Annotated in this window: 1 protein-coding gene; it reads left to right on the top strand. The window is 45.8% G+C overall.

Features of this window, described 5'->3' with window-relative positions:
* Positions 1-5: 5 nt before the first annotated feature.
* A complete protein-coding gene (locus tag PSR9079_RS06135; protein ID WP_149980775.1) occupies positions 6-18,674 on the top strand; it encodes a tandem-95 repeat protein in 18,669 nt (6,222 codons plus the stop codon).
* The last annotated feature ends 42 nt before the right edge of the window (positions 18,675-18,716 follow it).

Raw genomic sequence — 18,716 nt, 5'->3', positions numbered from 1 at the left:
ACGCTATGCAATTAAACAAAATAACTCAATCTTTACATTTGCTTGGCGTGTCAGTTGCTCTTGCTGTATCAGCAAACTCGTGGGCGCAAAGTACGATAGATTATACGTCTGTTAATACTGGCGGTGCAGTAGATAATCACACAGCAACAGTCGGTTTATCAACAAGTACCGATTTTACAATTGATTGGGGAACAGGGTTACAAGGAAGTAATGAATATACTGATGAGAAAGTAATAGCGAGTAATGCTGCTATGCTTCCTTACAGTACCGCAGATGGAAACGCATTTAATGATTCCACTGGTGGGTTTCAATTAACAGCGACAAACTTTTTTGCTATTAAGTCAATGAATTTAGGTCGAAGGGCGACTGGTAATGATTTAAATAACAATAGTTTTACTGTTACAGGTTACAGAGGGGGAGTTGCTGTTGCAAGTGATGAATTGATTTGGAGTACATTTGGCTCAAGCGAACTTGAAGTTTTTACACAAGGAGCTGGGACTTGGGAGTCGAATGATGTCGATTGGAGTAACTTAGATAAAATAGTAGTAAGTTGGGCGACTGTGAGTAATGGTAGCGGTGGCGTCAATGGTTCTGCTGATTTTCAAGAAATAGCAGTTTTAAATATGGTTGTTGATGATCCTACTGTTTCTGATTCTACCGCGCCAACTTTAAGCGAAATTACAGCGGTTACTACACCAACAAGTGACAATACCCCAAACTATGTTTTTAGCACTGACGAAGCAGGCACTCTGTCTATGGGGGGGAGCTGTGGTACTTCTACTTCAACAACGATCAGCAGTACTGGTAATCAAATAATAACACTAACGCAAACAGACAATAGCTCGGCGTTGACAGACGGTACTTATAATAACTGTACCGTGACGGTGACCGATGCTGCCAGTAACGCAAGCTCTGCACTCAGCATTCCTAGCTTTACCGTTGATACCACAGCACCAACCGTGGCAGAGGTGACGGCGGTTATAACGCCCTCCAATGACACAACACCAAATTATACTTTTAGTACCACAGAGACAGGGACGTTATCAGTCGGTGGTAGTTGTGGTACATCAAGCTCAACAACGATTAGCAGCACGGGTAACCAAACCATTACTTTGACTGCGACAGACAATAGCTCAGCATTAAGTGCAGGTACTTACAGTGATTGTACGATTACGGTTACTGATGCAGCAGGTAATTCTAATACACCAATAACTATTACTGCATTCACAATCGATACAACGGCTCCCATATTTGATGATGCAAGTTCAACGCCAAATGATAACGACAGTAACGTAACTGCAAGCAATAATATTGCGATTGATTTTAGTAAAAACATCGCGTTAGGGTCGGGAAATATTACGATTCGTAATGTGACAGACAGCAGCAATTTTGAGGTGTTTGATGTTGCATTAGTCAGTGATGGCACGACTACAAGCCCTGGTGCAGGTCGTATTGGGATTACAAACGATAAAATTTATATTAATCCGACAACTGACTTATCGGGTAATCGTGATTATGCAATTAGAATTGATGCCACAGCGGTAGATGATAATGCAGGCAATAGTTTTGCGGGTATTGGTGATGATACCACATTTAATTTTACTACAGCGAATACTCAGCCTGTTGTTGATTTAAATTCAGGCACAGGTGGTAATGACAATAGCCTTTCTTTTTCTGAAGGCAGTGGTGCGGTTAACATAGCCTCAAATGCTGTAGTAACTGAATCGGACAGCGATACCATCACGACGATAACTGTTAATCTTGGCAATGACCAGGATGGCGCGTCAGAAGGCTTGAGTGTTTCGGCTACTGCACAAAATGCATTGACTGGTATATCGGGTGCCTCAGACATCACTTTACAAGATGCCATCTCAATCACCGGTGCAACAGCATCAGCCGCTGAAGTGGCCACCTTTTTGCAGAATATCACCTACAATAACACTTCAAATACACCCGATGAAACCGCTAGAACGGTGACGGTGGTTATCAATGATGGTAACGACAATAGCACCGTTCGTACAGCAACTGTATTTGTAAGTAATGTTACAGCCGCAAGCAGTTCAGCAACTGCATTTAATACGACAAACGGAACTAATTTATCTCCTAGCATTACTTTTACTAGCGAGAATGAAACACTCACAATTGCTAATACTAGCCACGTAACTGGGTCAACAGCCGATGGCGGTGGCGGTACTGATACACTGTCAGTAGTGTCAGGTGTAGATTTAACTGGGCTTACAAGTTTAGCTAATTTTGAAACCTTAACGCCATATAACAATGGTTCATTGACATTGAGTGAAACGCAGCATGATAGTTTCACTACTATAAATGGTACAGGTACAAATCAATTTACTATCGCTAGTGCCGATGGCGATCAAACGCTAACGGGTGATGCGGATATTGAAACTTATGTGCTTGGCGCAGCGATGGCCTTTACGCTTGGTAGCGCAGCGCAAAATGTAACTGGCAGCAGCGCAGATGATACCGTTAATATTAATGCCTTCACGGTAACAGGTACATTGAACGGCGCTGCGGGTACCGATATATTGCAGGCTGGCACTGGTGCTGATCTTAGTGGTGCAACAATATCTGCCTTTGAATCATTAACACTTGCCAGTGGTGCTAGTGTGACTATGACTGAAGCACAGCACGATAGTTTTACAACGTTTACAGCACCAGGCACAGAAACGATAACTATTAGCTCAGCAACGGATGGACTAACAGGCAACAGTGCGATTGAAACGTATGTTTTATCTGCACCAAATGCATTCACCCTTGGCGCTGCGGGGCAAAATTTTACTGGTAGCACCGGAGACGATACTCTCAATATTGGCTCAGTTAGCGCAACCGGTATTTTAGCGGGCAACACCGGCACTGATACGTTATCTATTGGTAGTGGTGGTAGTATTTCTGGCGCCACAATTAGCGGCTTTGAAAACTTGACGGTAGCAAGTGGCGGTTCAGCAAGTATTGCTGCATCACAGCTAGGATTGTTCTCAGGCACTGTATCAGGCAGTGGTAATGAGACGCTGGATATTTTGGGGGATGGTAATTTCGCTACAGTATCAGCAATTGAAAGCTACACATTAAATGACGATAGCACTAACGCGCGTACAGTATCTATTAGCGCCGCGGGGCACTCAGTAACAGCTAGCTCGGTAACTGATGCCATTACGTTTGATATTGGCACACTAGCTTATACGGGAACAATTACTGGCGAAAATAGTGTTGCTGATACATTATCTATGAGTAGCGGCGCAAACATTAGTAATGCCACAATTAGTAATGTAAGTAATTTAACACTTGCTTCGGGTGCGTCAGTATCGATGACGGCCAGCCAGCATAGTAGTTTTACGGGCACCATAACAGCGCCAGGTTCAGAAACTATTACTATCACCGGTGATGGTGATTTTACAACGTTAACTGGCATTGAAAGCTACGCTGTAGCTGATGACAGTACAAATACCAGAACAATCACCGTATCAACAGGGACCACTAATGTTACGGCTGGTTCATCAACCGACGCCATAATTTTTGCAATTGGTAACAGTGCATACACGGGCACGTTAATTGGCGAGAATAGTGTTGCCGACCAAGTACAAGTAACTGATGGTGCAGACATTAGCGGCGGTGGATTTTTAAATATAGGCACTCTTTCGTTAGCTAGTGGCGCAACAGTGGCTATTGATGCCGCTAATATTGGTAATTTTAGCACTGCTATAACGGGTAGTGCGGGCACTGAAACACTGAAACTTATGGATGGTGGGGCGTTTGATTTCACCAGTACCTCAGTGTCTGCTGTTGAAGGCGTGGCAATAGGAACTGACAATAATGCCACGATAACCTTGACTGACAACTTTAATGCCAATGGTCAAGCAGTATCAGTGTCAAATGCGAGTGGCGGTGAAATTACAGCAGCCCTATCAATAAATGCTTCAGCCTTTGCCAGTGACATGTTGACGATTACAGCCAGCAATTTCAATGGCGATGATACTATTGTTGGCGGTAGCGGCGCAGATACCATCCGCCCAGGCGGTGGTACTGATTCGATGACGGGCAATGCAGGTAACGATAATTTTGTCGGCAGTGCATCACAATTATCAGGGGATACCATCACCGATCTAGCCGTAGGTGATACCTTAACGATTACTGGCGTGACAGGGCTTTCAAGTGCAAATGTGCGATTTAATGGCACTAGCACATTAGAAGTTGATACAGATGCCACCGATTTTAATATTTCTGAGCTTACGCTCTCATTAAGTAATTCACCAGGCTCAAGTCTAGCTTTTAGCGTTGCTGAAAGTGGTAGCGATACCATAATAACTTTTGTTGAGCCAAATAGCGCCCCCGTATTTAGTAGTTTGAATGGCGGTGCAACCTTCATTGAAAATGGCTCTGCAATTGTTATCGACTCAGATGTGACTATCGCTGATACTGAGCTCGATGCCCTTAATGGCGCAATTGGTAATTATAATAATGCCAGTTTAACTATTAGTCGAAACGGTGGGGCGAGTACTGAAGATGTTTTTGCGAACAATAACTTATTGGGCGCGCTAATTGAGGGCAATACGTTTACTTATAATTCGACCACAGTCGGAACGGTAACGACTAACTCCTCAGGTACCTTGGTACTGACCTTTAATGCTAATGCTACATCTGCAATTGTAGACTCAGTTTTACAAAGCATTACCTATCAAAATAGTTCCGAATCTCCATCATCAGTGACTTTGGATTATGTCTTTAATGATGGGATAGCAAACAGCGCGGGTACAAATCAAGCGATAGTGAATATTACTGGGCAAAATGATGCCCCAACGGATATTTCACTTTCATCGGCAAGTATAAATCAATCATCAACTGGACCTGGTGCTAATATAGGGGCGCTTACTACCTCAGATGTAGATACCACCGACAGTCATAGTTATACGTTTGTAAGCTCAGGCGCAAGTGTAAACGGTACATGTAGCGCTGACACAAACAATAGCAGTTTTCAGATCAGTGGCACCTTAATTCAGACGCAAGCTGCACTTAGTGCAGGAAGTTACATTGTGTGCGTACAAAGTAACGATGCAACAACAACTTTTCAAAAAGCGTTTACTATAACGGTAAATGATAATGTTGCGCCAAGTGCGCCATCTACTCCTGATTTAAATGCGGCGGCTGATTCAGGGTTATCTACTACGGATAATATTACCAACGATACCACGCCAACATTTAGTGGCACTGCTGAGAGTGGTTCAACAGTTAGTCTTTACAGCGACCAAGTTGGCGCTGGAGCAACTGTAATCGGGTCAGGCATAGCGACCGATGGCAATTGGCAAATTACCACTAGCACTTTAACTGCCGGTTTAGACCATGCTATTTCAGCAAAAGCAACAGACTCAGCAAGTAATGTCAGTAGTAGCTCAAGCGCACTTACAGTGACAATTGACACAATCGCGCCGAGCGCACCAAGTGCAGCCGATCTAACTGCAGCCAGTGATAGTGGCTCTTCGAGTACAGATAATATAACCAATAATACAACACCCACTTTTACAGGTACAGGCACCACAGGCGACACTATTACTCTTATTTCAAGTGTTGATGGCTCAATAGGCAGTACTGTTGTTAGTGGTGGGGTGTGGAGTATCACCGTAGGCTCAGCAATGACGAGTGGCTCGCATACTATTGTGGCACGCGCGACGGACACTGCTGGTAATATTACCAATGGAACGAGTACTACAATAACCATTGATACTAACGTGAGTGCACCGAGTATTACCACCCCGATTGAAGTAGATGGTCGGATCAATGCTGTGGAAGATGCGCATGTGCTTATACAAGGTAGCGGCGCTGACTCTGGCGCTACGGTTAATGTGACCATCAGCGATGGTTCGAATAACTTATCACGGACTGTGACGGCCGATGGCTCTGGGGCATGGACTATCAGTGGTAGTGAGTTTGATGTCAGCAGCTTTAATAATGGCACGCTCACCGTCAGCGCCACACAAAGTGATGCGGCGGGTAACACCTCCAGCGCAGCCAGCACCGCGGTGATTTTAGATAACGCAGCCCCTAATGCTTTAACTATTGCCACCCCGATTGAGGTTGATGGCCGGATCAATGCCGTAGAAGATGACAGTGTATTGATCACTGGCTCTGGGGCAGAAGCCAATGCTAGTGTCAGTGTGACCATCAGCGATGGCGGGAATAACCAATCGCGCACTGTGACGGCCGATGGCTCTGGGGCATGGACTATTAGTGGTAGCGAGTTTGATGTCAGCAGTTTTAATAATGGCACGCTCACCGTCAGCGCGGCACAATCTGATGCGGCGGGTAACACTTCCAGTGCAGCCAGCACCGCAGTGATTTTAGATAACGCAGCCCCTAATGCTTTAACTATTGCCACCCCGATTGAGGTTGATGGCCGGATCAATGCCGAAGAAGATGACAGTGTATTGATCACCGGCTCTGGCGCAGAAGCCAATGCCAGTGTCAGTGTGACTATCAGCGATGGCGCGAATAACCAATCGCGTACTGTGACGGCTGATGGCGCAGGAATATGGACTATCAGTGGTAGTGAGTTTGATGTCAGCAGCTTTAATAACGGCACGCTCACCGTCAGCGCCACACAATCTGATGCGGCGGGTAACACCTCCAGTGCAACCAGCACCGCGGTGATTTTAGATAATACAGCACCGAATTCACCGACAATAGCCACTCCGATAGAGGGCGATGGTAAAGTTAACGCAGCGGAAGACAGTGACGTAGTGATCACCGGCTCCGGGGCGGAAGCTAATGCCAGCGTCAGTGTGACCATCAGCGATGGCGCGAATAACTTATCACGTACCGTAACGGCCGATGGCTCTGGGGCATGGACTATCAGTGGTAGTGAGTTTGATGTCAGCAGCTTTAATGATGGCACGCTCACCGTCAGCGCCACACAAAGTGATTCGGCGGGTAATACTTCAAGTGCAGCCAGCACCTCAGTGATTTTAGATAACGCAGCACCAAGTGCCTTGACGATCGCCACCCCGATTGAGGTTGATGGCCGGATCAATGCCGTAGAAGATGACAGTGTATTGATCACCGGCTCTGGGGCGGAAGCCAATGCCAGCGTCAGTGTGACTATCAGCGATGGTTCGAATAACCAATCGCGTACTGTGACGGCTGATGGCTCTGGGGCATGGACTATCAGTGGTAGTGAGTTTGATGTCAGCAGCTTTAACGATGGCACGCTCACCGTCAGCGCCACACAATCGGATACAGCGGGCAATACTTCAAGTGCAGCCAGCACCTCAGTGATTTTAGATAACGCAGCACCGAATGCCTTGACCATAACGACCCCGATTGAGGTTGATGGCCGGATCAATGCCGTAGAAGATGACAGTGTATTGATCACCGGCTCTGGGGCGGAAGCCAATGCCAGCGTCAGTGTGACTATCAGCGATGGCGCGAATAACCAATCGCGTACTGTGACGGCTGATGGCTCTGGGGCATGGACTATCAGTGGTAGTGAGTTTGATGTCAGCAGCTTTAATAACGGCACGCTCACCGTCAGCGCCACACAAAGTGATGCGGCGGGTAACACCTCAAGTGCAGCCAGCACCTCAGTGATTTTAGATAACGCAGCACCGAATGCCTTAACGATTGCCACCCCGATTGAGGTTGATGGCCGGATCAATGCTGTAGAAGATGGCAGTGTATTGATCACCGGCTCCGGCGCAGAAGCCAATGCCAGTGTAAGTGTAACTATCAGCGATGGCGCGAATAACTTATCGCGCACCGTGACGGCCGATGGCTCTGGGGCATGGACTATCAGTGGTAGTGAGTTTGATGTCAGCAGCTTTAATAATGGCACGCTCACCGTCAGCGCCACACAATCTGATGCGGCGGGTAACACCTCGACTACGGCAACCGCAGTAATTACGTTGGATAATCAAGCGCCAAATGCATTGACGATTACTACGCCAATTGAAGGCGACGGCAAAGTTAATGCTGTAGAAGATAACGATGTGCTAGTGCAAGGATCTGGCGCAGAGTCAGGTGCAACAGTTACAGTAAATGTTGATGGTATATCTAAAACCACCACTGCAGATTCAAGTGGTAATTGGACATTATCGGGCAACGAGCTGGATATCAGTGCGCTGAATAATGGTACGCTGACGGTCTTGGCAACTCAGACCGATAGCGCAGGTAATGTCTCAATAGCTGCAACTACAACAATAACGTTGGATAACCAAGCACCAAACGCACCAACCTTTATTACGCCTATTGAGGAGGATGGTAAAGTTAACGCTGCGGAGGATAATGATGTATTAGTCCAAGGCGGGGGAGCAGAGTCAGGCGCAACAGTCACTGTGAGTATCGGTGGGGTGACTAAAACGACTACCGCAGACTCAAGTGGTAATTGGACATTATCAGGTAATGAGCTGGATATCAGCGCTCTAAATAATGGCATATTGACAGTTTCGGCAACACAAACCGACGATGCGGGCAATATCTCAACGGCCGCATCAACTTCAATTACATTAGATAACATCGCACCAAATGCGGTGGCTATTACAACGCCGATTGCAGTAGATGGTATTGTAAATGCGGCTGAAGACAATGCTGTGTTGATCACAGGGTCAGGTGCAGAAGCTGGCGCAACAGTGACAGTGGGTATTAGCGGCGTAAATGCCACTGTGATAGCTGATAGCAGCGGTAACTGGACACTTAATGGCAGTGAATTAGACATTAGCGCGTTAAATAATGGCACATTAACAGTATCTGCAACGCAAACCGATAGCGCAGGAAATATTTCATCTGCAGCTACAACCACTATAACCTTAGATAATGTTGCGCCAAATGCATTGGCTATCACAACGCCGATCGCTGTTGATGGCATTGTGAATGCTGCTGAAGATAATGCGTTATTAATTGTAGGATCTGGGGCAGAGTCAGGCGCTGCAGTTAAGGTTGATGTTGGCGGTGTAAATGCCACCGTGACTGCTGATAGCAACGGTAGTTGGACTCTCAGTGGTAATGAGTTAGATATCAGTGCATTAAATAATGGCACATTAACGGTATCAGCAACGCAAACTGACAGCGCGGGTAATATTTCTCCAGCGGCAACGACGACGATAACCTTGGATAACAGTGCACCGCCAGTTGTTACTATTAATACGCCAATCGAAGTCGATGGCATAGTTAACGCTAGTGAAGATGATAGTGTATTGATCACCGGCTCTGGGGCAGAATCAGGCGCTGCAGTTAAGGTTGATATTGGCGGTGTAAATGCCACGGTTACAGCTGGTAGTGGTGGTAATTGGACGCTTAGCGGCAGTGAGTTAGATATAAGTGCACTTAATAATGGCACCTTAACAGTATCGGTAACGCAAACTGACACCGCAGGGAATACTTCACCAGCGGCGACCAGCTCAATTACTTTAGATAATACCACCCCAACCGGGCATGCAGTTAGCGTTGATCAAAGCTTAATTAATGCGGATAACGAATCTGCAATGAGTGTTAGTTTTACTGGGCTTGAAGGAAGTGGTTCGCTTAGTTACCAGATAAGTGATGGCAGTAATTCTGTTACTGGTAACGCAACTATTAGTGCTGTTACGCAGCAAATTACAGGTATCGATGTTACAACATTGGCAGAGGGAGTGTTAACGTTCTCAGCAATAGTTACAGACACCGCAGGCAATGCCAGCGCAGCAGTAACTGCCACAGTAACTAAAAAATACAACGTCGTACCGGTGTTAAGTGGTTCACCAAGTACAACTACAGCTGAAGATGCAGCATATAGTTTTATACCCACCCTTACAGACAGCGATACGCAAGATACCCATACCTTTAGCATCATTAATAAGCCAAGCTGGGCAAGCTTTGACACCAGCACGGGCGAATTAGCGGGCACACCACAGAACGAGGATGTGGGCAGCTACGCGGCTATTACTATCAGTGTTAACGATGGCACAGATAGCGCCAGTTTAACGCCATTTACATTAGAGGTAACCAACACCAATGATGCGCCGGTAGGGCAAAACTTTGCCTTTAATCTCGATGAAGCCGCGACCTTAACCGTGGCACTTGCAAACGGGTTATTAAGTAACGCCAGCGATGATGATGCAGGCGATACACTCAGCGCAGAGCTGGTCAGTCAACCACAATTTGGTAGTGTCAGCTTAAACAGCGATGGTAGCTTTAGTTATCAACATGACGGCAGTGAAAACCACGGCGACAGCTTCACCTTCCAAGTTCGTGATAGCGCAGGTGCGTTATCGGCGGTACAGACAGTAACACTTACGGTAACGCCGGTTGCTGATGCACCGGTTGCCATGGATGACAGTGCCACCACTGCAGAAGACACGCCAGTGAACTTTAGCTTGGTAGCGAATGACAGTGATGCAGAAAATGACCTAGTGGTCGCTTCAGCGGCCATCGTATTACCCGCGAGTAAAGGCACGGTAAGTATCACCAACGGCATTGCCACGTATACACCGAATAGCAATGTAACGGGGACAGACACCTTTACTTATACGGTAAAAGATGCGGCATTGAATACCTCAACAGCGGCGACAGTGACAGTCACCATTACCCCAGTGAACGACCTCCCTGAGGTACAAGCTATCAGCTTAAGTGTGGATGAAGACACCGCATCAGCAGTGACCAATGTGCGTTCACTGGCCAGTGATGTGGAAGACACCATCCCAACGGGCACGATTAACTTAGTCAGAGCGCCAAGCTCAGGGCAAGTGGTGTTTGACCAAGCCGCGGGCACCTTTGTGTATACCCCAGATGCGAACGTTACAGGGCAAGACAGTTTCACGTACACCATTACCGACAGCGAAGGCGGTGTATCACTGCCAGGAACCGTTACGGTAAATATAGGTGCGGTGAATGACCGTCCAGTTGTTGCTAATGATGCAGTGACGACCGATGAAGATACCGCAACAACGTTAGCTATTTTAGCAAACGACTCAGACGTAGAAGACAGTGGCTTTAATGCTGCCAACGTAAGCCTTGAAAACCAAGGCACGGGGGCGGGCATGTACGACTTTGCGACAGTCAGTGTTAACCTAGATGGTAGTTTAGCTATCGTGCCAAGCCAAGATGTGAATGGGGTATTTAGTTTTACCTACACATTAACAGACAGCGAAGGCTTAAGCTCAACCCCAGCGACCGTCACACTGACCATTAATGCCGTGAACGATGCACCAGTGGCGCTAGATAACACCGCCCAACTGCAAGAAGAAGGTTCATTTGAAGTTAACGTATTGGGTAACGACAGTGATGTTGATATCGGCGACAGCTTAGATGTGAGCAGTGTGACGGTTGTCAGTGCACCAAGCAATGGGCAAACTCAAGTAACCGCAACGGGGGCAATCATTTATACCGCCAATGCAGATTACTATGGTGACGACAGCTTTACTTACACAGTTAAAGACAGCAATGGCGCGGTATCTAACCTTGCTACTGTCACCATGACCGTGAACCCAGTCAATGATGCGCCGGTGGCACAAACGCAAACCCTTAGCCTTGATGAAGATGCAAGCTTATTGATCACATTGCTTGCGACAGACATCGAAAATGACAGCTTAACTTATCGCATTGATACTGATGTCGCACACGGAACGCTAGTTCAACAAAGCAGTGATAGTTGGTTGTATTCAGCTGCGGCAGATTATAACGGCAGTGATAGTTTCACGTTTGTAGCCAATGATGGTGCGTTAGATTCAGCTCCTGTTAGTGTTAACTTAACCGTTAATGCTGTAAATGATGCCCCAGTTGCCAGTGCAGAGGCGGTGTCAGTAAATGAAGATACGCCACTGACTATCAACCTTGCCGCCAGCGATATCGAAGGCGATACCTTAACGTATCAAATCAGCAGTCAGCCACAAAATGGCCGTGTTACATTGACTGGCTCGCAAGCAATATACCAAGGTGAGAGTGACTTCTTTGGCACCGATAGCTTTAGCTTTGTTGCTAACGATGGTAGCGTGGATTCAGCACCAGCGGTGATCACAGTGACCGTGAGCAGTGTCAATGATGTGCCAGTGATCAGCGGTTCACCGACTGTGTCAGTGAGTGAAAAAATCGTTTATAGTTTTGCGCCAACGGCAACTGACACCGAGGGTGATAATTTAACCTTTAGCATCAGTAATAAACCAAGTTGGTTGGGTTTTGATAGCAGTACCGGGTTGCTCAGTGGTACCGCTGGTAACAGTGATGTGGGTGTGTATAGTAATATTGTGATCAGTGTCAGCGATGGCATGGATACGGTAAGCTTACCGGCATTTAGCTTAACGGTGATCAACGTCAATGACGCGCCAACGATTGGTGGTGCTCCAACATTAAATGTTGATCAAGATACCCTTTATAGGTTTACCCCAACAGCCAGCGATATTGATGGCGACAGCTTAACCTTTAGCATTAGCAACAAGCCGAGCTGGGCAAACTTTGATAGCAGCACTGGGCAGTTGTCAGGTACGCCAAGTAATGATGATGTCGGCGTAAATAATAACATTATTATTTCAGTATCAGACGGCGCGATTACTACAGCACTGAGTAGCTTTAATCTCACAGTTAAGAACGTTAACGATGCACCGACAATCAGTGGTACACCGAACACCACGGTAAGCGAAGACAGTCAGTATCAGTTTACGCCATTAGTGCGTGATATTGATGGTGATAGCCTCAGTTTCAGCATCATTAATAAGCCAAGCTGGGCGAGCTTTGACACCAGCACGGGCGAATTAGCGGGCACGCCACAGAACGAGGATGTAGGCAGCTACGCGGCTATTACTATCAGTGTTAACGATGGTACTGATAGCGCCAGTTTAACGCCATTTACATTAGAGGTCACCAACACCAACGATGCGCCGGTAGGGCAAAACTTCGCGTTTAACCTCGATGAAGCCGCGACATTAACCGTGGCACTTGCAAACGGGTTATTAAGTAACGCCAGCGATGATGATGCAGGCGATACACTCAGCGCAGAGCTGGTCAGTCAACCACAATTTGGTAGTGTCAGCTTAAACAGCGATGGTAGCTTTAGTTATCAACATGACGGCAGTGAAAACCACGGCGACAGCTTCACCTTCCAAGTTCGTGATAGCGCAGGTGCGTTATCGGCGGTACAGACAGTAACACTTACGGTAACGCCGGTTGCTGATGCACCGGTTGCCATGGATGACAGTGCCACCACTGCAGAAGACACGCCAGTGAACTTTAGCTTGGTAGCGAATGACAGTGATGCAGAAAATGACCTAGTGGTCGCTTCAGCGGCCATCGTATTACCCGCGAGTAAAGGCACGGTAAGTATCACCAACGGCATTGCCACGTATACACCGAATAGCAATGTAACGGGGACAGACACCTTTACTTATACGGTAAAAGATGCGGCATTGAATACCTCAACAGCGGCGACAGTGACAGTCACCATTACCCCAGTGAACGACCTCCCTGAGGTACAAGCTATCAGCTTAAGTGTGGATGAAGACACCGCATCAGCAGTGACCAATGTGCGTTCACTGGCCAGTGATGTGGAAGACACCATCCCAACGGGCACGATTAACTTAGTCAGAGCGCCAAGCTCAGGGCAAGTGGTGTTTGACCAAGCCGCGGGCACCTTTGTGTATACCCCAGATGCGAACGTTACAGGGCAAGACAGTTTCACGTACACCATTACCGACAGCGAAGGCGGTGTATCACTGCCAGGAACCGTTACGGTAAATATAGGTGCGGTGAATGACCGTCCAGTTGTTGCTAATGATGCAGTGACGACCGATGAAGATACCGCAACAACGTTAGCTATTTTAGCAAACGACTCAGACGTAGAAGACAGTGGCTTTAATGCTGCCAACGTAAGCCTTGAAAACCAAGGCACGGGGGCGGGCATGTACGACTTTGCGACAGTCAGTGTTAACCTAGATGGTAGTTTAGCTATCGTGCCAAGCCAAGATGTGAATGGGGTATTTAGTTTTACCTACACATTAACAGACAGCGAAGGCTTAAGCTCAACCCCAGCGACCGTCACACTGACCATTAATGCCGTGAACGATGCACCAGTGGCGCTAGATAACACCGCCCAACTGCAAGAAGAAGGTTCATTTGAAGTTAACGTATTGGGTAACGACAGTGATGTTGATATCGGCGACAGCTTAGATGTGAGCAGTGTGACGGTTGTCAGTGCACCAAGCAATGGGCAAACTCAAGTAACAGCAACGGGGGCAATCATTTACACCGCCAATGCAGATTACTATGGTGACGACAGCTTTACTTACACAGTTAAAGACAGCAATGGCGCGGTATCTAACCTTGCTACTGTCACCATGACTGTAAACCCAGTCAATGATGCGCCTTTAGGTATTCCGCAAAGCTTAATACTTGCAGAAGATAATAGCGTTTTGATCACCTTGGTTGGCTCAGATATTGAGAACGATGATCTAAGCTATCGTCTTGATGAAGGCGCATTACATGGCTCGCTTGTGCAGCAAAGTAATGATAGTTGGTTATATACGCCAAACGCCAATTATAACGGCAGTGATGGCTTTAGCTTTGTTGTTAATGATGGACTATTAGATTCAACAATAACGCCGGTATCGTTAGTTATCACCGCAGTGAATGACGCGCCAGTTGTTGGTCTACAAACCGGCGTTACTGATGAAGACATGCCAGTCGTTATGAACTTACTCGGTAGTGATGTTGATGGTGATACATTAATCTATACAATCGTTAGTCAACCAACTCATGGCACTGCGACTATCTCAGGTGAGCAAGTTACTTATCAAGGCAGTGCAAATTACTTTGGTGACGATCAGTTTAGTTATATAGCGAATGATGGATTACTTGATTCAGCACCGAGCACAGTATCAGTAACGATTAATAGTATTAACGATTTGCCAGTGATTACTGGAGTACCAAGCTTAGCGGTTAATGAAAATGACTTATATAGCTTTGTACCACTAGCGACAGATAATGATGGCGATAACCTCAGCTTCAGTATTGAAAATAAACCAAGTTGGTTGAACTTTGATACCACCACAGGGGAGCTATCAGGCAGACCAAGCAATGCTGATGTAGGAAGTTATGCAGGCATCACGGTGAGTGTAACGGATGGGGTTGCAAGCCAAAGTTTAACCCCATTTACACTGACAGTAGTGAATGTTAACGATGCACCAACAATCAGCGGTTCACCTGCAACATCAATCGCGCAAGATACAGGTTACTCATTTACGCCAATTGTGTCAGATATTGATAATACCAGTTTATCATTGACGATTTCGAACAAGCCGAGTTGGGCAACGTTTGATAGCACAAGTGGTACATTAAGTGGTATACCGACACGAGATGACGTTGGTCTATATAGTAATATTTTGATCACCGTAAGCGATGGGCAGTTAAGCAGTACGCTTAACCCATTTAGTATTGATGTAACGTATGTAAATGCTTCGCCTGTTGCTAATGATATGGTAATGCGCGTTAAAGAAGATAATAACCTCAGTGTTAGTGCTCAGGTTAGCGACAGTGATAACGACAATTTAGTTATAGAAGTGGTCACTCAACCACAGTTTGGTAGCTTAACGGTGCAAGGAACGGTATTTAGTTATCAGCCACAGGCTGATTATCATGGTAGCGACACCTTTAGCTATTTAGTGACTGATGGTAAAGCAAGTTCAGCTGTAGCTACGGCGTTAATTACTGTTGAGTCAGTAAACGATCAACCGGTCGCTGTGGAAGATACCTTTGACTTAGCGCGAACTGAAAGCGGCCGTTATATACTTGATGTATTGGCGAATGACACTGATGTTGATGGTGATGTAATAACAATTATTGGTGCTAGGGCGTCAGTGGGTACAGTGAGTATTGTTGACCAGCAGCTTGTCTATCAATTTAGCGCAAGTACCCAAGGCACTATTAAAGTTGAGTATATTATTGCCGACCCAGCGCAAGCACAAAGCACAGGGTTTGCTTATATTAACTTTACTGATAGCCAAGCGGATGCACCAACTATTACACCTCCAGCTGCTGTGAATGTTGATGCAACAGGATTGTTTACTCGAGTTAAGTTGGGTACAGCTCTTGCGTTTGATAGCGAGCAAAACCCTCTACCTGTTACTACTATCAATCAAAGTATGTTGTTTACGCCAGGCGTACATCAAGTGTATTGGCAAGCGACAGACAGTAGTGGTAAAACCACAATGGCTAGCCAGCAAGTAATGGTTCACCCGCAAATATCACTAGGTAAAAATAAAGTTGTTGCTGAGGATCAAAGTTATACCACTCGGGTTTACTTGAATGGACCAGCGGCAAGTTATCCTATCACTGTACCTTACAGCGTATCTGGAACCGCAACATCAGATGATCATGATTTAATCAGCGGTGAAGTGGTTATTGAACAAGGCCTCGTTGGTGAGATCAACTTTAGAGTCTTTGCCGATAGTGAGGTTGAAGCGGATGAAACAATTGTTATAACGCTTGACGATAACCTTAATACTGGCGCGCAAGCTTCTAATATTATGACTATTTCAGAGAGTAATATAGCACCAAGCTTAGTTACGAAAACTGAGCAAAACGACCAGCCGCGGCCATTTGTTTTAGCCAGTGACGATCTCGTAACAATTACAGCGTTGGCAACAGATAATAACCCTGGAGATAATATTTCATTTAGTTGGCAAGCAGCAGATGAACGGATTGTTGATCTAGGTAATGCGGCTGATACATTTGTGTTCTCTACAGCTGAACTCGATATTGGTATTTATGAAATAGCAGTAACCGCAACAGATGACGCTGTGGATAGCTTATCAACTACAGTGACCAGTTATGTTGAAGTGGTAGCTCAGTTACCTGAGTTAACAACTGCCGATACTGATAATGACTTAATACCAGACAATATCGAAGGTCTACAAGATAATGACCGTGATGGTATTCCTGATTATTTGGATAATATTAATGAGTGTAATGTATTACCTGAGCAAGTAAATGAGTCCGCGCAGTTCCTTGTTGAAGGGGATGCGGGAGCATGTTTAAGAAAAGCATTCTCAAGCATACAAAATAGCAGTGGTGCAGCACAATTGTTTGAAAGTGAACTACCTGCAGATGTTGGTATGGAAAACTCTGGTGGCTACTTTAGCTTTATCGTAACCGCCATGGAGCAAAAAGGTGAAAACTACCACATAGTGCTTCCGCAAAGAATGCCAATACCAGCGGGGGCGATTTATAGAAAGCTTATCAATAATGAGTGGATTGACTTTAATACCAGCAACGGCGATAAGCTCTATTCTACTCAGGGTGAGCAAGGGTATTGCCCTTCACCAAATAGTCAGCTGTGGCAAGAAGGTCTAAAAGAAGGTGACTGGTGTGTACAATTACGCATAACTGATGGTGGTATCAATGATGCTGATGGCGTAGCGAATGGTCAAATTGTTGATCCAGGCGGCGTTAGCGTTATGAGCAGTAATAACAGCGCGCCTGTTACACAATCAGATCAAGTAACTATTGCACTAGGTAATAGTATTGTTATTGATGTGCTTAGTAATGATAGCGATGCAGATAATGATGTACTGACGCTCACCAGTGCAAGTGTTGATTTTGGTGAGGTAGCAATCGTTAATAATCAACTTAGCTATCAACCATTACTCGATTTTATTGGTACCGCAACAATCAACTACAGTGTGTCTGATGGTAAAGGTGGAACAGCCTTTGGTACAGCGACTGTTAGTGTGGTTGTGAACAGTGCCCCAACAACTATTGCTGATACTGCAAGCACCAATGATCGCACGCAAATAGTTATTGATGTGCTCTCCAATGACAGCGATGCGGATGGCGACGCACTTAGTTTAATAAGCGCGCAAGCTACGCAAGGCACAGTCACTATCAATAACGATGGCACATTGAATTACCAACCCAAAGCAGGTTTTGAAGGTGTTGATTTTATTCAGTATACAGTTTCTGACAGTAAAGGTGCTGAAGCTAAAGGAGAAGTAAAAGTGACCGTAAAAGCTTATACAACCACCACGGTTAAAAATAGCTCATCAGGTAGTTTAGGCAGCACCATGGTGTTGTTAATGATTGGTTTAGTCTTTATACGTCGCCAATCAAAACTGACGCCATGGGCTTTACTCGCTACGGCTGCGGTAGTCAGTCAGCCTGTACTAGCTGATGAGTGGTCTATGGATGGCACGATTGGTTATGCGGCCGTTGCAGGCTCGACCACAACTAATCAATCAGTCGAACTAGCGAATACTGAATACGATGATACCGATATTAGTTGGTCAATAGGCGCAATTTATTCCTTAGCGACTAATTGGCAATTTGGCGTACGCTATATCAACTTAGGTGAAGGTAGTATGACCTTTGTTGGAGATACGCTTGATCCAAGTAATGCGCAATTAAATGTATCACAAACCGTGCCGGTGTTATCACAAGGACCTGCGATACAAACTGCTTATGTATTTCCGCTGTTGGGCCAAGTTAAGAGTAAGGTTTTTGTAGGGGCTTTCCATTATCATTATTCAATCGATAGCCGCTCATCTACGGGGCAAAAAATTACATATAGTGACACTAATACACGCCCTTATTTTGGCGGGCAATTAGCTTATCCAGTGCTTGATAATACAGATGTTTCGATTAACTATAGCCATTATAAGCTAAGAGAAAATGATGTAAATGAATGGGCGCTAGGGTTCCAATATCAATTTTAGGAGTCATTAAAGCGTAAATGAAACGGCTAGCCTTCTAGCCGT

The organism is Pseudoalteromonas rhizosphaerae, assembly GCF_902498845.1.
Classification (GTDB): Bacteria; Pseudomonadota; Gammaproteobacteria; order Enterobacterales; family Alteromonadaceae; genus Pseudoalteromonas; species Pseudoalteromonas rhizosphaerae.
Note: the sequence above shows the minus strand (reverse complement) of the source record. Positions and strands in the feature narration are given on the sequence as shown.

Coding starts and splice junctions, on each gene's coding strand:
- PSR9079_RS06135 (WP_149980775.1), top strand. CDS start 6: ATGCAATTAAACAAAATAACTCAATCTTTACATTTGCTTGGCGTGTCA.